This window comes from Streptomyces sp. NBC_00887, assembly GCF_045207585.1.
Genome location: NZ_CP108788.1, coordinates 9,497,328 through 9,512,650 on the forward strand (window position 1 = coordinate 9,497,328; position 15,323 = coordinate 9,512,650).

The 15,323-nt window shown below is 70.1% G+C and carries 14 protein-coding genes and 2 pseudogenes; 10 read left to right on the plus strand and 6 right to left on the minus strand.

Translation table 11 applies throughout. From position 1 onward, the window contains the following. Positions 1 to 12: 12 nt before the first annotated feature. Positions 13 to 978 (minus strand): LysR substrate-binding domain-containing protein, encoded by a 966-nt coding sequence (locus tag OG844_RS43190; protein ID WP_406387783.1) that lies wholly within the window; start codon positions 976 to 978, stop codon positions 13 to 15. A gap of 146 nt (positions 979 to 1,124) precedes the next feature. On the opposite strand from OG844_RS43190, the pseudogene OG844_RS43195 reads away from it, so the two are divergent. From OG844_RS43195 to OG844_RS43215, 5 genes and pseudogenes are all read left to right on the plus strand, one after another. Continuing rightward, positions 1,125 to 1,451: pseudogene (locus OG844_RS43195) on the plus strand (aldo/keto reductase); the annotation flags it as partial. A gap of 98 nt (positions 1,452 to 1,549) precedes the next feature. Next, positions 1,550 to 2,695: a hypothetical protein gene (locus OG844_RS43200; RefSeq protein ID WP_406387781.1), complete on the plus strand. Its 1,146-nt coding sequence runs from the start codon at positions 1,550 to 1,552 to the stop codon at positions 2,693 to 2,695. A gap of 159 nt (positions 2,696 to 2,854) precedes the next feature. Beyond that, complete coding sequence (locus OG844_RS43205; RefSeq protein ID WP_406387779.1) at positions 2,855 to 4,075, plus strand: saccharopine dehydrogenase family protein; 1,221 nt, start codon at positions 2,855 to 2,857, stop codon at positions 4,073 to 4,075. A gap of 128 nt (positions 4,076 to 4,203) precedes the next feature. Continuing rightward, positions 4,204 to 5,700: an APC family permease gene (locus tag OG844_RS43210; protein ID WP_406387778.1), complete on the plus strand. Its 1,497-nt coding sequence runs from the start codon at positions 4,204 to 4,206 to the stop codon at positions 5,698 to 5,700. After that, positions 5,700 to 6,116, plus strand: a complete 417-nt coding sequence (locus tag OG844_RS43215; RefSeq protein WP_406387776.1) for a universal stress protein — start codon at positions 5,700 to 5,702, stop codon at positions 6,114 to 6,116. Before OG844_RS43210 ends, OG844_RS43215 begins: the two co-directional genes overlap by 1 nt. A 36-nt stretch (positions 6,117 to 6,152) precedes the next feature. On the opposite strand, the gene OG844_RS43220 is transcribed toward OG844_RS43215, so the two are convergent. Then, positions 6,153 to 6,770, minus strand: coding sequence for a CGNR zinc finger domain-containing protein (locus OG844_RS43220; protein ID WP_406387774.1), 618 nt, complete (start codon positions 6,768 to 6,770; stop codon positions 6,153 to 6,155). Between the two features lie 173 nt (positions 6,771 to 6,943). Between OG844_RS43220 and OG844_RS43225 the strand changes: the two genes are divergently transcribed. Then, entirely contained in the window at positions 6,944 to 7,684 is a 741-nt protein-coding gene (locus tag OG844_RS43225; protein ID WP_406387772.1) for a phosphodiesterase, read from the plus strand. A 93-nt stretch (positions 7,685 to 7,777) separates the two neighbouring features. Here OG844_RS43225 and OG844_RS43230 read toward each other — a convergent pair whose 3' ends face one another. After that, positions 7,778 to 8,389 carry a dihydrofolate reductase family protein gene (locus OG844_RS43230; protein WP_406387771.1) on the minus strand — a complete coding sequence of 204 codons (612 nt, stop codon included), beginning with the start codon at positions 8,387 to 8,389 and terminating at the stop codon, positions 7,778 to 7,780. 288 nt (positions 8,390 to 8,677) lie between these two features. On the opposite strand from OG844_RS43230, the gene OG844_RS43235 reads away from it, so the two are divergent. After that, entirely contained in the window at positions 8,678 to 9,541 is an 864-nt protein-coding gene (locus tag OG844_RS43235) for an NAD(P)H-binding protein (protein WP_406387770.1), read from the plus strand. 57 nt (positions 9,542 to 9,598) lie between these two features. Here OG844_RS43235 and OG844_RS43240 read toward each other — a convergent pair whose 3' ends face one another. Together OG844_RS43240 and OG844_RS43245 are read right to left on the minus strand one after the other, a co-directional pair. Further along, positions 9,599 to 10,540, minus strand: a complete 942-nt coding sequence (locus tag OG844_RS43240) for an AraC family transcriptional regulator (protein ID WP_406387769.1) — start codon at positions 10,538 to 10,540, stop codon at positions 9,599 to 9,601. A 50-nt stretch (positions 10,541 to 10,590) separates the two neighbouring features. Further along, positions 10,591 to 11,084: pseudogene (locus OG844_RS43245) on the minus strand (PaaI family thioesterase). A 93-nt stretch (positions 11,085 to 11,177) separates the two neighbouring features. Between OG844_RS43245 and OG844_RS43250 the strand changes: the two are divergent. Further along, positions 11,178 to 11,675: a winged helix-turn-helix transcriptional regulator gene (locus OG844_RS43250; protein ID WP_406387767.1), complete on the plus strand. Its 498-nt coding sequence runs from the start codon at positions 11,178 to 11,180 to the stop codon at positions 11,673 to 11,675. Positions 11,676 to 11,755: 80 nt separating this feature from the next. Here the strand turns inward: OG844_RS43250 and OG844_RS43255 are convergent, their stop codons facing one another. Next, complete coding sequence (locus tag OG844_RS43255; protein WP_406387766.1) at positions 11,756 to 12,877, minus strand: PP2C family protein-serine/threonine phosphatase; 1,122 nt, start codon at positions 12,875 to 12,877, stop codon at positions 11,756 to 11,758. 170 nt (positions 12,878 to 13,047) lie between these two features. On the opposite strand from OG844_RS43255, the gene OG844_RS43260 reads away from it, so the two are divergent. Next, entirely contained in the window at positions 13,048 to 14,238 is a 1,191-nt protein-coding gene (locus tag OG844_RS43260) for an MFS transporter (RefSeq protein ID WP_406387765.1), read from the plus strand. 108 nt (positions 14,239 to 14,346) lie between these two features. Further along, a complete protein-coding gene (bla, locus tag OG844_RS43265) occupies positions 14,347 to 15,300 on the plus strand; it encodes a class A beta-lactamase (protein WP_406387763.1) in 954 nt (317 codons plus the stop codon). Positions 15,301 to 15,323: the final 23 nt, after the last annotated feature.

Consider the following 15,323-nt stretch of genomic DNA (forward strand, 5'->3'; position numbering starts at 1 on the left):
GGGCCTGCGAACTCATCGTCCGGCCGCACCGCCGTCACCCGCGCCGCCCGGCTGCTGACGCTGTGCTGTGTGCTGCCCCTGTGCCGCGTGCTGTCCGGCCAGAACCGTCTCGCGGAACGAAGTGACGACGGGCCGGAGGTCGACCCGGTGCCACGCGGCCCACAGGCCGACGGAGCGTTCGTACCAGAGGAGTTCTCGCACCACGACTCCGTCGGTACTGCCGCGGACCATGCTCTTCTGTACGAGCGCGAGGCCCAGGCTCGACGCGACCAGGCCGAGTGCGGTGAGCGGCTCGGCAGCGTCGAGGCGGATGTCCGGAGTGAAGCCGGAGGCGACGCACGAGGCGAGGAACGAGTCACGCCAGGCCGCGTCCTGGGCCTTGCCCACCGCGATCCAGGGCTGCCCGGTCAGGTCGTCGGGCGTCAACTCGGCCTTTTCCGCCAGCAGATGATCCGCAGGAAGCGCGAGAAGCAGGGGATCCTGAAGCAGCGCGGCGGCGCTCAGGTCCGGGTCGTCCTCCGGCGGGGGAGTGCGTACCAGCGCGATGTCGAGGCTGCGCTGCCGCAGTCCCTCGAACTGCTCGGCGGACTCCTGGTCGTACAGGGCGACGTGAATGCCGGGGCGTTCCTCGCGCAGAGCCCGAAGAGCGGCGGGCAGGATGCCCGTGTGCATGGCGTCGGCGACGTACCCGATGCACAGCCCGCCCTCCTCGCCCCGGCCGAGCCGCCGGCCGAGGTTCTCCAGCCGGTCCGCATGACGCAGCAGGGCGCGGGCCTCGGTCAGGAAGACACGGCCGTCGGAGGTGAGACGGATCCGCTGCTGGCTGCGCTCGAAGAGGGTCAGGCCCAGGTTCTTCTCCAGCTGCGCGATCTGGCGGCTGAGCGGTGACGGGGAGATGTGCAGCCGTTCGGCGGCGCGACCGACGTGCTCCTCCTCGGCGACGGCGACGAAGTAGTGAAGAAGTCGCAGGTCAAGCATGTGGGACCTCGGAGGACTCAAGTGAGTCGAGGTAAGTCTTGGGCAGTCTCATGTCTAGGATTCTAACCTCGAGAGCACAAGACGGATGCATGCCGCATTCGCTTGCGAAACAGTATTTGTCACCCTAGGTATCGCAAGGAACCTCCATGACGATCAAGACCCTCCTGCCCGGCCTGCTCGGTTTCGGTACCGCGCCGCTCGGCAACATGTTCCGGGCCATCCCCGAGGAAGAGGCGGCAGCCACCGTCGAGGCCACCTGGGACCAGGGCATCCGCTACTTCGACACCGCGCCCTTCTACGGTGCGGGTCTGTCCGAGATCCGCCTCGGCGGCGTACTGGCCCGTCATCCGCGCGACGAGTACGTCCTGAGCACGAAGGTCGGCCGCGTCGTCCTCGACGAGACGGAGGACCCTGCCGCACGCGACCTCGGCGAGAAGGGGGGCCTGTTCGAGCACGGCCGCCCCAACAAGATCTCGTTCTCGGGCGGGCGTTCCGGACACCGCCTCGATCCACCATCTCGTACAGATGTACGAGATGGTGACCTCGGTGCTGTCCGCGCGTTGTACAAGTCGTGCCCAAGTCCTCTTCCAGCTCGCCCCACGTCTCGGCCGCGCCGGTGGTGGCGACCACTCCGAAGCCCTTCCTGCTGACAGCTGTGCAGGGAGAGGCCGCCCGCCGGCTCCTGACCTACGTGGGGTCGCTGCCGCTTGCCGGCAGTGACGCGCAGCTCCTCGCGGTGGTCGTCGCGATCCGCGCCGCCCGGGGCGGGGTCGGGAACATCACCGGCCAGGATCTGAAGTCCCTGCGTCTGGACGACGCGGAGAGCGCCGTCACCGCCCTGGGCACTCTGGGATGGCAGGTGCGGGGCGATCTGTTCGGAGGCAGCCCGGACACACCCGTGGCCGTCGCCGTGCCCGACCTTGCCGACACCTCGGACCGGCGGCTGGTCTTCGGCAAGGAGAAGAGGTCCCGGGTGTCCGGGTGGACCACCCGCACCCTTGCCGCCAAGCCGGCCAGGAAGACGTCGTGCAACGCGCGCCTGGCCGCACTGTTCCTGGCAGCCCACGCCCGGGCCGAACGCCATGCGACCCTGCCGGCCGACCTCCCCGGTCCGTGCCGGGCGGCCCTGCCCGAACTGCTCTCCAAGGGTTTTCTGCTGGAACTGGAGGGAAACCGGTACCTGCTGGCCGACGCCGTACGGCACCTCTCGGGCATGCACGCGCTGCCCGACCCGCCGCGCCCTCGCGACACGACCGCCGAGGAACCACTGAGCTGGGACGCGTGGAAGGCACAGGCGAGCGCGGCACTGCGTCGGCACGCCGAGGCCGTCGAGCACTGTCCGCTCTGCCACATGGCCACCGTGAGAGTGGCGGAAGCGTTCATGCGCAGGGCCGTTCCCGCCCAGATCCCGGCGAGTGCGCACACGACCTACGGCGTGTGGAAGGACTCCCAGCCCGACTGCGGTCCCCGCGCCGCGGAGTTCGCCGCCGCCTTCCGCGCGGAACACGGGCACGGTCCGTCCGTGAAACAGCTGTGCGTGGGACTGGGATGGAAGAAGCAGTCACGTGATCTGCGGATCCTCATCGTCAGGCGACTGATCGCCGACGAGTGGCTGACGAACACCGAGCCCGTGCCGTGGACCCTGCGCCCGGGCAAGGCCGCCCAGACCTCCCGGGCCGCCCCGGCGCCGGTTCCCACCGGGGCGCGCCCGGCATAGCGCGGCGCCGAACCGCCGGGCCCGACACGGATACCGCCGGACGCGGGACATGATCCGAACGGTGCCCGCCGCCGGGCCGCACGGCTGTTAGCGTCCTCGCCCACGGGACCGGCACGGGCGCCCCCATTGCCGGCAGCGCGGCGAAGGAGTGGTGCACCCATGCGTGTCCTCTTGGTCGGAGCGGGAGGCGTGGGCACGGCGATCACCAGGATCGCGGCCCGCCGGCCCTTCTTCGAACACATGACGGTCGCCGACTACGACCTTGAGCGCGCGGAGAAGGCCGTCGCGGCCCTGGGGGAGAGCGGGCACCGGTTCAACGCCGTCCGGCTGGACGCCTCGGACCCCGCAGCGGTGCGCGCCGCTCTCGGTGAGAACCGCTGCGGTGTGCTTCTCAACGCCACCGACCCCCGATTCGTGCTGCCTCTGTTCGAGGCAGCGCTGGCACACGGCGCGAACTACCTCGACATGGCGATGTCCCTTTCCCGGCCGCACCCTGACCGTCCGTACGAGAAGTGTGGCGTCAAGCTCGGGGACGCCCAGTTCGAACGGGCTGCGGAGTGGGAGGGAGCGGGCCGTCTCGCGCTCGTGGGCATGGGCGTGGAGCCCGGCCTCTCCGATGTGTTCGCCCGGTACGCCTCCGACGAACTCTTCGACGAGATCGAGGAGATCGGCATCCGTGACGGAGCCGATCTGGTCGTGGAGGGCTACGACTTCGCCCCCTCCTTCAGTATCTGGACGACCATCGAGGAGTGCCTGAACCCGCCGGTCGTGTACGAGGAAGGGCGCGGCTGGTTCACGACAGCTCCCTTCAGCGAACCGGAGCTCTTCGACTTCCCGGAAGGCATCGGGCCGGTCGAGTGCGTCAACGTCGAGCACGAGGAGGTGCTTCTCGTACCGCGCCATGTGAAGGCCGGGCGGGTCACGTTCAAGTACGGGCTGGGCGACGAGTTCATCGGGGTGCTCCGCGCGCTCCACAAACTGGGTCTCGACCGTACGGAGCCCGTCCGCGTGAACAGCGACAAGGGCGAGGTCCAGGTGTCGCCCCGTGATGTCGTGGCCGCCTGCCTTCCGGACCCGGCCGGGCTCGGCGAGCGGATGCACGGGAAGACGTGTGCGGGCACCTGGGTGAAGGGCACCAAGGACGGACGGCCCAGAGAGGTCTTCCTCTACCACGTCGTCGACAACCAGTGGTCCATGCGGGAGTACGGCTCCCAGGCCGTGGTCTGGCAGACCGCCATCAATCCCGTCGCCGCCCTCGAACTCATCGCGTGCGGCACCTGGCACGGAAGCGGTGTGCTCGGCCCGGAGGCCCTGCCTCCCCGGCCCTTCCTCGATCTGTTGACGGAGTACGGCGCACCGTGGCACATGCGCGAACAGTGACAGCTGCGACCGCTGTGCCCCGTACGGCGGTGTCCTGCCCCTGCCTGGGAGGCGCGCCCGAAGACCCGCAAATAGCATGAAGGGGGCCTATTAGCCTTTTTCTTCAGGCCGTTACGGAGCGAGGGAGCATGGCAGAGGAACCGGCCGGACCACCAGCACCGCAGGCGACCTTGAAGCCGAACGCGATCGGCTTCGTCGACGCGCTGGTCATCGGATTGAACGCCACCTCCCCGGCCTACTCCGTGGCGGCCGTCATCGGACCGATCGTGGCACTCGTCGGCATCTACGCCCCCGGAGTGCTCTTCGCCTCCTTCGTGCCGATGCTGCTGATCGCTTCGGCGTTCTACTACCTCAACAAGGTGGACCAGGACTGCGGCACCACGTTCTCCTGGGTGACCCGCGCGATGGGGCCGTGGACCGGGTGGCTCGGCGGCTGGGCCATCGCGATGACGGGCGTTCTGGTCGTCGGGTCGCTGGCGGACGTCGCCGTCAGCTTCGCCCTGATGGCCGTCGGTCTCGACAGCTGGGTCGAGAACGATTTCGTGCGCCAGCTCCTCACCGTGCTCCTGATCCTGGTCATGACGGGTCTGTGCGTCATCGGCACGGAGCTCTCGGCCAAGGTCCAGAACGTTCTGATCCTGGCGCAGGTGGCCTTCCTGCTGGTCTTCGTGATCGTGGCGCTCTACCGCGTCTACGCGGGTACGACCGATTCCGACTCCATCAAACCCTCGGCCGAGTGGCTCAACCCCTTCGGGGCCGGCGGCGCGGCGCTCACGAGTGGGCTGCTGCTGGGCGTGTTCATCTATTGGGGCTGGGAGTCGGCCGTCAATCTCACCGAAGAGGTCGAGGACTCCGCCACCGCTCCCGGGAAGGCCGGCGTCTGGTCGACCGTCATTCTGCTGGTGACCTACCTGTCCGTCGGCTTCGCGGTCGTCGGCTTCGCCGGAACGGCATACCTCGCCGACAACGCGGACGAGGAGGAGTTCATCTTCGCCCTCCTCGCCGGCGAGGTGATGGGCGGCTGGGACTGGATCGTCCTGCTCGCGGTCGCCACGTCCGCACTGGCATCGACCCAGACCACCATCATCCCCGCGTCGCGCACAGCACTGTCGATGGCCCGCCGCCACGCGCTGCCGGCGCACCTCGCGCGTATCCACCCCCGGTTCCGCACCCCCGACGTGAGCACCTGGTGGGTGGCCGGAATCGCCATCGCCTGGTACCTCATCGTCAACCGGATCAGCGAGAACGCCCTCTTCGACTCACTGACGGCCCTGTCCCTGCTGATCGCCTTCTACTACGCCCTCACGGGTGTGGCCTGTGTGATCTACTACCGCCGTCACCTGACCGAGAGCCTCCGCAACTTCCTCCTCATCGGCCTCGGCCCGCTGATCGGCGCGGGGCTGCTGACCTGGCTTCTCGTGCGGTCGGTGATGGACATGTCGGACCCGGAGAACTCCTACACCGGAACCTCGTGGTTCGGGCTCGGCCCGCCGCTCGTCATCGGCATCGGCATCAGCGTGGTCGGTGTGGTGATCATGGTGGTGTGGCGTCTCAGGTCGGCCACCTTCTGGACCGAGCGCCGCAGTGTGGTCGACCCGGACCTCGTGCACGGTAAGGAGTCCTGATGTCGGTGGTTCTCGGGTACGACGAGTCACCCGGTGCCGCGCGCGCTCTGCGCATCGCGATCGAGGTGGCCGCGGCGTTCGGCGAGCGACTCGTCCTGGTCTACGGAGCTGCGCCTCCCGGCGCGGCCGGCGAGGAGTACAGGTCCCACTACGAAGCCATCCGCCAGGCGGGACGAACCGGGTTGGAGCATGCCGTCGAGGCCGCCGACGAGGCCGGCGTGCCGGCGGCCGTCGAGGTCATCGACAAGAACCCCGCCCAGGCGCTGATCGACGCCGCTTCACGCCACGGGGCGCGGGTCATCGTCGTCGGCAGTTGGGGCGAGAGCCCCATGCGAGGCGCTCTGCTCGGCTCGACCCCGCACAAGCTCCTGCACCTGTCGACCGTGCCGGTGCTCTGCGTGCCGACCGAGGTATGAGCTGCTTCCGGCGGGGAGCGCGTTCGGGCAGCGGCGCTAGGAAAGTGCGGGATCTGCGGCGCCGTCGGTGCGCTGACGCCTGTAATGGCGTGCCGCGCGGGCCCGGTTCCCGCAGGACGGCTTGCACCATTCCTGCCGCCCGTGGCTCTTGACGAAGTAGCGCACGCAACGCGGCGCCGTACAGGCCCGGAGTTCCCCGCGCCGGGGGCCGCTCAGGAAGTCGATGGCGGCACGGGCGAGTTGTGCCACCAGCCGGATGGACGGGTCGTCCTGCGCCGACAGCAGCCGCGTGGTGGGGTCTCCTTCGAGGGGCCAGTCGAGCTGCGGGGTGACCGGTTCCCGGGCGGCGACCGCATTGAGGTGGGCGACGGCCCGGTCGGCGGGCATCAGCCGATGGGCGTCCGCGGGGCTGGGCGGAGCGGGACTGACCACGCGGGCGAACAGGGCCCGGACCGCCCGCCGCAGCTCGATGACCGCGAGCCTGAGGTTCTCGTCCACCACGAGTTCGCCGGACGGGGCGGGGCCGCCGAGCAGTTCGCCCTGACGGCGGATCCAGAGGGCTGTCTCCCGGACCGTGGCGAGGTCGTCGGTGACACCGCCGTCCCCGTCATGGCGAATCGTGCTCGCCAGTTCCAACGCCAGCCAGCGTTCCATGAAGGCCTCCCTGCCTTTCTGCGACCGGTCGACAACCACTTGAGCACATCTCCCCGCGCCCCCTAGAGTACCTAACGGTAAAACAAAATTTTCCGTTAGAGGTAGAGGTGGCGGCACCACTCCCGGCGCAGGCCGGCTGCCCCGTGAGCGCCACCGGAGAAGAAGGAGGAGCGATGACGCTGCTTGCCCACATCAGCGACCTGCACCTGGACGGCAGCGAGAGGGCGACCCGACGTGCCACTCGCGTCATGGACCACCTGCGCGCCCTGGCGCACCCGGTCGACGCCCTCCTGGTCACCGGGGACATCGCCGACCACGGTGAGGCTGCCGAGTACGAGGAGGCGAAAGGCATCCTGGCCGCCTCCTTCCCGGTGCTGACCTGCCCCGGCAACCACGACGCGCGCCCCGCCTATCGCAAGGCCCTCCTGGGTGAGGCACCCGAGCGCGGCCCCGTCAACGAGGTCCACCACATCACCGGCACCGCGATCCTGATGTGCGACTCCACCATCCCGGGCCGTGACGAGGGACGCCTCGACGCAGGGACACTGGCCTGGATCGACGCCACACTCGACGGCCTGCCGCAAGGGACCCCGGCGCTGATCGCCTTCCATCAGCCGCCGGTCGACCTCCACCACCCGCTCCCCGACTCCTGCAAGCTCGAACAGCCCGGGGAACTGGCCGACTTGCTCGCGAGGCACCCGCAGGTCGCTGCGGTTCTCACCGGCCACGCCCACACAGCTGCCGCCTCCACCTTCGCCGGGCTTCCGCTGATCGTCGCACCGGCCGTCACCTGGACCCTGCGCATGCCCTGGGAGGGAAGCGCCCCCGCGGACCGCGAGCAGCCGCCCGGCCTCGCCTTCCACGTCCTCGACGACCAGGCACGGCTGACCACGCACTTCCGCGTCGTGCTCTGAGCCCTCTGCCGGCCGATCCCCGAAGGAGCGACGGGCTCGTGCCGAATCCCGGCGTCACCGCAGGCCGTCGGGACCGGTGTTCGGCCCGGACTGCTACGCGTCGGCCCCGTACGTCCCGTACTCCGGCAGACCTGTCGATTCGTACACGTGAATTGCCAGTCCGCCCGGTGTCGTCCGAGTGCTCAGGAGCCGAAGGCCGACCGGGGCGCCGGCGTCCGGGAACAGGCGGCGGCCCGTGCCCACGACCACCGGGGCGATCGCGAGACGCAGTTCGTCGACCAGCCCCGCAGCCAGCAGGGACTGACCAAGCCGACCGCTGCCGTGGATCTGCAGCTCGCGACCGGACTGCCGCTTCAGCTCGGCGACCTGGGCAGGAATGTCGCCGGACAGGATCGTGGTCGGGTCCCACGCGGCCTCGGCCAGGCTGTGGGAGGCGACGTACTTCGGCAGGCCGTTCAAGATGCCGGCGAACGGGTGCTCGGTCATTCGCGGCCAGTCCCTGGCGAAGTTCAGGTAGGTGCGGCGGCCGAACAGGAACGCGTCCGCCGTACCGAGCCAGGTGCCGACCTGCCGTTCGAACTCCTCGTCCATGTGCGGAACGAACCACCCGCCCCGGGTGAACCCGTCACTGGTGTCCTCGTCAGGCGACCCCGGGCCCTGGTAGACGCCGTCCAGCGAAAGGAACTCCTGCAGTACCAATCTCATCGCGCACCACTCTCTCTTGGGCACCGGACGTTTCCGTAGCCCCCCGTGAGACACCGGGCCGCCGGAGAACTCATCGGTCCGAGCTCCGCACCCCGCGAGGTCCCCCCTTACAGAACCAGATGACGGTGATGTTCGCCGTCACCGTCACGCGGACGGCTGACCGTGGTGTGGCTGCCGCTACGGGGCGACGCCCATGGACTGCCGCGCCGGTCCTTGTCCGGACGCACGGACAGCCGTTCCGGACGCTGAGCCATGGCAGCTCGGGGCCCGCCGGGACACGCTTGCGTCATGACACAGAAGGACGAGAAGGCGCCCGTCGACGTACTGGTGACCGGTGGTACCGGCAAGACAGGCCGCAGGGTCGTGGCCCGCCTCCGCGAACAGGGCGTGCGGACACGCGCGGCGTCGCGGTCCGGGGAGACCCGGTTCGACTGGGCGGACCCGAACACCTGGAAGGCCGCCCTGGAAGGAGCCACCGCCGCCTACATCGTTCCGCTGGACACCTCGCCCTCGCCGACGCCTGCCCTGGTCGAGCAGGCAGTCGCGAGCGGGGTGGAGCGCCTCGTGCTGCTCTCCGCCCGGGGCGTCGACGTGCCCGGCTACTTCGGCGAAGCCTACGAAGGAGAAGGTCCGCACATGGAGGGCGAGGCGGCCGTACGGGCCTCCGGGGCGGACTGGACGATCCTGCGGCCCGGCTGGTTCGCCCAGAACTTCAGCGAGGGAGTCTTCCTCGACGGCGTGAAGGGCGGCGAACTCGCGCTGCCCGTCGGGGACGGAGCCGCCGCGTTCGTCGACGCGGACGACATCGCGGCGGTGGCCGTCGCCGCACTCACCCAGGACGGTCACACGGGCGAGGTGTACGAGCTGTCGGGCCCCCGGGCGCTGGGCCTCGCCGAGGTCCTCGACGAGATCGCGAGGGCGACCGGCCGACGCGCCACCTACGTCGGGGTGGACGATTCCGCGTTCAGGGCCGGGCTCGTGGCCCAAGGAATGCCGGAGGCCGAGGCCGCGCTGTGGACCGACGCGCTGCTGCCGATCCGCACGGGCAGGGAGGCCCAGGTTTCCGACGGGGTGCGGCGGGCGCTCGGCCGGGCACCGCGTGACTTCGCCGACTTCGTGCGCGACGCGGCAGCCGAAGGTGCCTGGCGCTGAGTCACAGCGGCCGAGGGGGCGCACGGGTGGGTCGATGCCCGTCCGCCCCCACGTGCATCAGGCGGTCGGGGCGGCGGCCCGGCCCGGCGCGCGGTCGACCGCCTCCAGGCGATACGTGCTCGGGCTCTCGCCCCGAAGCCGTTTGAACGCCGCGCTGAAACCGAACGCGTCCGCGTACCCGACCCGGCGCGCGATCGCCGCCACGGTCAGCTCGGGGCGGCTCAGCAGATCGGCGGCCAGGGTCATCCGCCACTCCGTCAGATACGCGACCGGGGCCTCCCCGACGAGCTCGGTGAACCGTTTGGCCAGTGTCGTACGTGACACTCCGGACCGGGCAGCGAGGCCCGCCGTCGTCCAGGGGTGCGCGGGATCCTCGTGAATCGCCTGCAGCGCGGGACCCGCCACCTCGTCCCCGAGTGCCTGGTACCACCCCGGCGACTCGGCCTCCGGGCGGTCGAACCAGTCCCGGAGCGTGCACACCAGCAGCCAGTCCAGCAACCGGTCGAGCACGATCTGGCGGCCCGGACGCGCCCCGGCTATCTGCACCTCCAAGTAGTCCCGCATCGCGGTGCAGTCATGGCCTTCCGGTACGACGAGAGCCGGGGGCAGGACCCGGAGCAGCCGCTGCGGAACCTGGGTCCGCACGTCGTAGGCCGCCGCCAACAGGACGGTGGACCCGCTGAGTTCGTGATCGGGGTCCTGCCCGCCCTCCGTCCCCTCGCTCCAGCGCACCTCCCGCGCGCCCGCTCCGGGTTCCCGGGTGATGTCGTCGGTGAAGGTGAACGGCGCGGGGCCCCGGACGATGGCGGCCTCACCGAGTCCCACATGCCGCGGCTCCCCGCCCTCCGGAACGATCCAGCCGGCACCACGCAGCGGCACACAGAAGGTCAGATACGCCCCGTCGGTGAACCGCAGCGACCACGGCGGCCACAGCATCGACCGGCCGAACACCGCTCCCCGGCCCCGCACGCTCCGCAACAACTCGTCGAACACGTCCATGGCGCAACGATATGCAGCCCGCCGCACCGGCACGGACGATCGCCCGCTGTTCAGACAGCGGGCACGGGGAACAGCAGACAGCTGCTCGTCGCGTGGGCGAGCAGCCGGCCCCCGGCGTCGAGCAGCTGTGCCTCGGCGAGCGCGGTGCGGCGGCCGCTGCTCACGACGCTGCCCACGGCCCGGACCCTGCCGGTCTCGACAGTGACCGGGCGCAGGAACTTCACGGTCAGGTCCAAGGAGGTGTATCCGGTGCGCGCGGCAGCGTGGACTGGACGGCACAGCCTGCCGCGGAGTCGAGCAGGGTGGCGAAGATGCCGCCGTGCACGCTGCCGATGGGGTTGTAGTGCTCCTCTCCCGGGAGCAGTGAGAACACGGCGCGCCCGTGCTCGACCTCATCGAGGGTGAAGTCCACGGTCGCTCCGACCGGTGGTCCGGGGAGGCGGCCGGACGCGATGTCACGGAGGAACTCCAGGCCGGTGCCCCGACCGACGGCGCCCGCCGTGACGGCCGGGTCCTGCCATTCGTACGTGCGAGATCGCCCCACGGTGCTGCCCCTCCATCGCTGACTATGTCAGATGAAGCTAGCCAGGTCGCAGCTGACTGTCAACAATGAAGTCAAGGGGTCTATCATCGTCGGATGGAGTGGCTGGAGACGAGTACGGAGAACTGCCCCGTCCAACGCACGCTCGACATCGTCGGCGAGAAATGGACGCTGCTGATCCTGCGTGACGCGGCCAACGGCGTACGGCGCTTCGACGACTTCCACCGTCATGTGGGGTTGTCCGAGGCGGTCCTCGCGGACCGGCTGCGCAAACTGACGGCGGCCGGGGTCATGCGCACGGTCCCCTACCGGGAACCGGGTCGACGCACCCGGCAGGAGTACCGCCTGACCCGGAAGGGCTGGGAGCTGTGGCCCGTCCTGGTGGCCTTGCGGCAGTGGGGCGAGGCCCACGCCGTGGACCCCGAGGTGCCTGTGCTCGAGCTTCGCCACACCGCGTGCGGTGGGCCGGTGCGCGCGGTCGTCGAGTGCGCCGCGGAGCACCTGGCGCTCGACCCGTCCGACGTCGAGGTCACCTCCGGCGCCGCCGCGCCGCCTTCGACCTCAGGCGCAGCGACGAGCGCACACCGGGACTGATGAACAGCCTCCCCACGGACCTCGCTGGAGAGCCAGGAGTCCTGATGGGCATCGCTGCCGTGCACACGGGCGCAAGCCGATCACTCGTCCGCGGGAAGGCGCTCGATCGCCACCAGGGCCGCGTCATCACCGAGGCTGCCACCCGCGTGGCGCAGAAGGTCCGCGCACAGATGATTCAGCAACGCCTGCGGGTTCTTCCCGTGTTGCGAGGCGATCCGTTCGGTCAAGGGATAGAAGTCGCCTGAACGGTCACGGGCTTCGGTGACACCGTCCGTGTACAGGAGAAGCATGTCCCCTGTGTCGAAAGCGAACACGTCCTCCGTCGGCCGGCCGGCCAGCAGACGCCCGAGCCCGAGCGGTGGGGCCGGGTCCTTCGTTTCGAGCAGGCACACCTGACCCGCACGGAGGATCAGCGGCGGAGGATGCCCGCAGCTGATGAGGCGGACCACCTCGGCGCCGTCGGGAATGTCCAGCACAGCCGCAGTGACGAAGGCCTCGGCGATGTTCTCGTCCTCCGCCTCGTGCAGTGCGTCGATCTGGTGCGCGGCCACGCTGCTCTCCAGACGGCTCACCAGATCGGGCAGGTGCTTCTCCTGGCGGGCCAGCGCGCGAAAGGCACCCAGGACGCCGGCGGCACTGTTGATGGCGTCGAGGCCCTTGCCCCGGACATCACCGATGATCACGCGGGTCCCCTCGGCGGTGCGCGCGGTCGCGTAGAGGTCACCACCGAGCTGGGCACCCGCTTCGGCAGCCAGGTACACAGCGGCCAGACGCAGCGGACCGCTGCGGGCCGGCGGAGGGCGCAGCACACCCCGCTGAGCCGCCTCGGCCACGGTACGAAGCTGCACCATTTCCGTGGAATGGCGCTCTCGCAAATGGGCGAAGAACGTCACGATCGCGGAGATCAGGAACAGCGCGATGATCTGGTAGGTGTGGTTGAGGTCGTTGATGCTGGTCCGTGCCACCGCCACCATGGCTTGCGCGAGTACGGCCACCGCACCGACGAACGCCGTCATTCTCGGGCCGGCGAACGAGGCGGTGAGTGCCGGAGCCGCGACGAGAAACGGACCGAGGTGGACTTCCGGCGGGGCGATGATGTCGACCACCGTCACGACGGCGATGAGGGCGAACGGAACCACGATCAGCGCGCTGCTCCGCCGGGCACCGCTGCGGAGGGAGTGGAGCCATTGCCGGAAGACCATGACTCCGGGATACCTCACCCTGCCGCGGAGCGCTTCCCCTGAACCGCGAGTCTCCGCGTCGGTCCGCACTCCGCCGCCTCCCGACGCGTGAACAGTCACCCCATACCGGTGGTGGCACGCCGGGCACGCCTGGCCGGTCCGGGGCGGCACGTGGGGTTACGGTCGGCGGCATGGACGGTGATCGCCGAGGGTGGCGCCAGTGTTTCCTCAGCGGGGCGGTGTTCGCCGTGTGCATGGCAGGCACCACGCTGCCGACCCCCCTCTACGGCCTCTATCAGGACAAGTTCGGGTTCTCCGAGCTGACGGTGACCGTCGTGTACGCCGTCTATGCCTTCGGCGTCATCGGTGTGCTGCTGCTGGCCGGCAACGTCTCCGACATCGTGGGCAGGCGACCGGTGCTGCTGGCGGGTCTGGGGTTCGCGGCGGCGAGCGCCGTCTGCTTCCTGTGCGCCACCGGGCTGGGCTGGCTGTATGCGGGACGGTTGCTGTCCGGCCTGTCCGCCGGCCTGTTCACCGGGGCCGCCACGGCGTACGTGATGGAGCTGGCACCGTACGGCGGCGCCTCCCGGGCCACGTTCGTGGCGACTGCCGCCAACATGGGCGGGCTGGGCTGCGGCCCGTTGCTTGCCGGGGTGCTCGCGCAGTACGCCCCCTGTCCCCTGTACCTGCCGTTCGCCGTGCACCTCACCCTGCTGGCCGCCTGTGTGGCGATCACGATGTGGCTCCGCGAGACAGTACGGGAGCGACGGCCGCTGAGTACCGTACGGCCGCGGCGGCCCGGCCTGCCCCCGCAGGTGCGGTCGGTGTTCGCGCCGGCCGCGATCGCCTCGTTCGTCGGGTTCGCGCTCTTCGGCGTGTTCACGTCGGTCAGCCCGGCGTTCCTTTCTGAATCCCTCGATGTGAACAACCACGCGGTGAGCGGACTGGTCGTCGCGCTGGCCTTCTTCGCCTCGACCGCCGGACAGTTGGCAGTCGGCAGGGTCGGCGTGGCGCGATCGCTGCCACTGGGCTGTGCGGGTCTCCTCGCCGGGCTGGCGCTTCTCGCGGGAGCACTGCGATGGGACCTGTTGTTCCTGGTGGTGCTGAGCGCGCTGGTCGGCGGGGTCGGACAGGGGCTGGCCTTCCGCGGGGCGCTGTCCGCGGTGGCCGGGGCGTCTCCCGAGGACCGGCGCGCGGCTGTGATCTCGACTCTGTTCGTGGTGGCGTACGCGGGTATCTCGGTGCCTGTGATCGGTGTGGGGGTGCTGTCGGGTCCCATCGGTCTGGAGGGTGCGGGGCTGGTGTTCATCGCGTGCATGGCCATCCTGGTGTCGACCGCCGCCGTGTACCTGCTCCGGCGGCCTGTGCGGGCGGGGATGTGAGGATGTCCGTAGGCGAGGGCGGATCCGATGCCCGCGCCCCCGAACCGGGATGGACGGCCGCTCCGTCCCCGACGCGCCCCGCCCGGGGGCGCCCAGGAGGTTTTGACCATGCGGGGCTCCGGTGCCCGACGCGCCGTATGCGGTGTGCTCGCCATGCTTCTGGCCGTCCCTGCGGCGGCCTGCGGCCGCCAAGATGTTCCCCCGGCCTCGCCCACGCCCCCGGCCTCGTCCGCTGTGACGGGGGAGGAGTCGGGGGAGGGGGCGGGACCGGACGCGGGGGAGTCGGCCCGTGAATTCAAGGAGCTCGAGCGCAAGTTCGACGCCCGGCTGGGTGTCTACGCTGTCGACACGGGCACCGGACGCGAAGTGGCGTACAACGACGGGGAGCGGTTCGCCTACGCCTCGACGTTCAAGGTCCTGGCCGCCGGTGCCGTTCTGCGGAAGTACTCCCCGGACGGAATGGGACGGACAGTCAGGTACTCCCCGGACGAGCTGGTTCCTCCCTCTCCCGTGACGTCGAAGCACGCCGGGAGCGGGATGACCCTGGACGCCTTGTGCGACGCCGCCGTCCGCTTCGGCGACAACACCGCTGCCAATCTGCTGCTCGACCAGGTGGGCGGCCCTCGGGGTCTGGGCACCGAACTCCAGGAGATCGGCGACGACGTGACGCGGATGGAGCGTTCCGAGCCGCAGCTGAACGACTGGACCCCCGGCGCCACGCGGGATACGAGCACGCCGCGGGCCCTGGCCGCAGACCTGCGAGCGTTCGTCCTCGGTGACGTCCTGGGCAAGGGCGAACGAGCACAGCTCACGGAGTGGCTGCGCACCAGCACCACCGGAGCCGGGCTCATCAGGGCCGGAGTGCCCGACGGCTGGGAGGTCGGCGACAAGTCGGGGGCCGGGGGCACGTACGGCACCCGCAACGACATCGCTGTGGTGTGGCCGCCCGGCGCCGCCCCCATTGTCATGGCCGTCATGTCGAACCGCACCGAGGACGGGGCGGAGTACGACGACCGGCTGATCGCGCAGGCGGCATCCGTGGCCGCCGACTCACTGTCGTAGCGGGCCGGGTCGTTACTTCAGGA

Excerpts from the sequence above, each read along its gene's own strand:
- OG844_RS43230 (WP_406387771.1), bottom strand. The coding sequence starts at position 8,389 with ATGAGATTGGTACTGCAGGAGTTCCTTTCGCTGGACGGCGTCTACCAG.
- OG844_RS43205 (WP_406387779.1), top strand. The coding sequence starts at position 2,855 with ATGCGTGTCCTCTTGGTCGGAGCGGGAGGCGTGGGCACGGCGATCACC.
- bla (WP_406387763.1), top strand. The coding sequence starts at position 14,347 with ATGCGGGGCTCCGGTGCCCGACGCGCCGTATGCGGTGTGCTCGCCATG.
- OG844_RS43235 (WP_406387770.1), top strand. The coding sequence starts at position 8,678 with ATGACACAGAAGGACGAGAAGGCGCCCGTCGACGTACTGGTGACCGGT.
- OG844_RS43255 (WP_406387766.1), bottom strand. The coding sequence starts at position 12,877 with ATGGTCTTCCGGCAATGGCTCCACTCCCTCCGCAGCGGTGCCCGGCGG.
- OG844_RS43220 (WP_406387774.1), bottom strand. The coding sequence starts at position 6,770 with ATGGAACGCTGGCTGGCGTTGGAACTGGCGAGCACGATTCGCCATGAC.
- OG844_RS43215 (WP_406387776.1), top strand. The coding sequence starts at position 5,700 with ATGTCGGTGGTTCTCGGGTACGACGAGTCACCCGGTGCCGCGCGCGCT.
- OG844_RS43190 (WP_406387783.1), bottom strand. The coding sequence starts at position 978 with ATGCTTGACCTGCGACTTCTTCACTACTTCGTCGCCGTCGCCGAGGAG.
- OG844_RS43250 (WP_406387767.1), top strand. The coding sequence starts at position 11,178 with ATGGAGTGGCTGGAGACGAGTACGGAGAACTGCCCCGTCCAACGCACG.
- OG844_RS43260 (WP_406387765.1), top strand. The coding sequence starts at position 13,048 with ATGGACGGTGATCGCCGAGGGTGGCGCCAGTGTTTCCTCAGCGGGGCG.
- OG844_RS43225 (WP_406387772.1), top strand. The coding sequence starts at position 6,944 with ATGACGCTGCTTGCCCACATCAGCGACCTGCACCTGGACGGCAGCGAG.
- OG844_RS43210 (WP_406387778.1), top strand. The coding sequence starts at position 4,204 with ATGGCAGAGGAACCGGCCGGACCACCAGCACCGCAGGCGACCTTGAAG.
- OG844_RS43240 (WP_406387769.1), bottom strand. The coding sequence starts at position 10,540 with ATGGACGTGTTCGACGAGTTGTTGCGGAGCGTGCGGGGCCGGGGAGCG.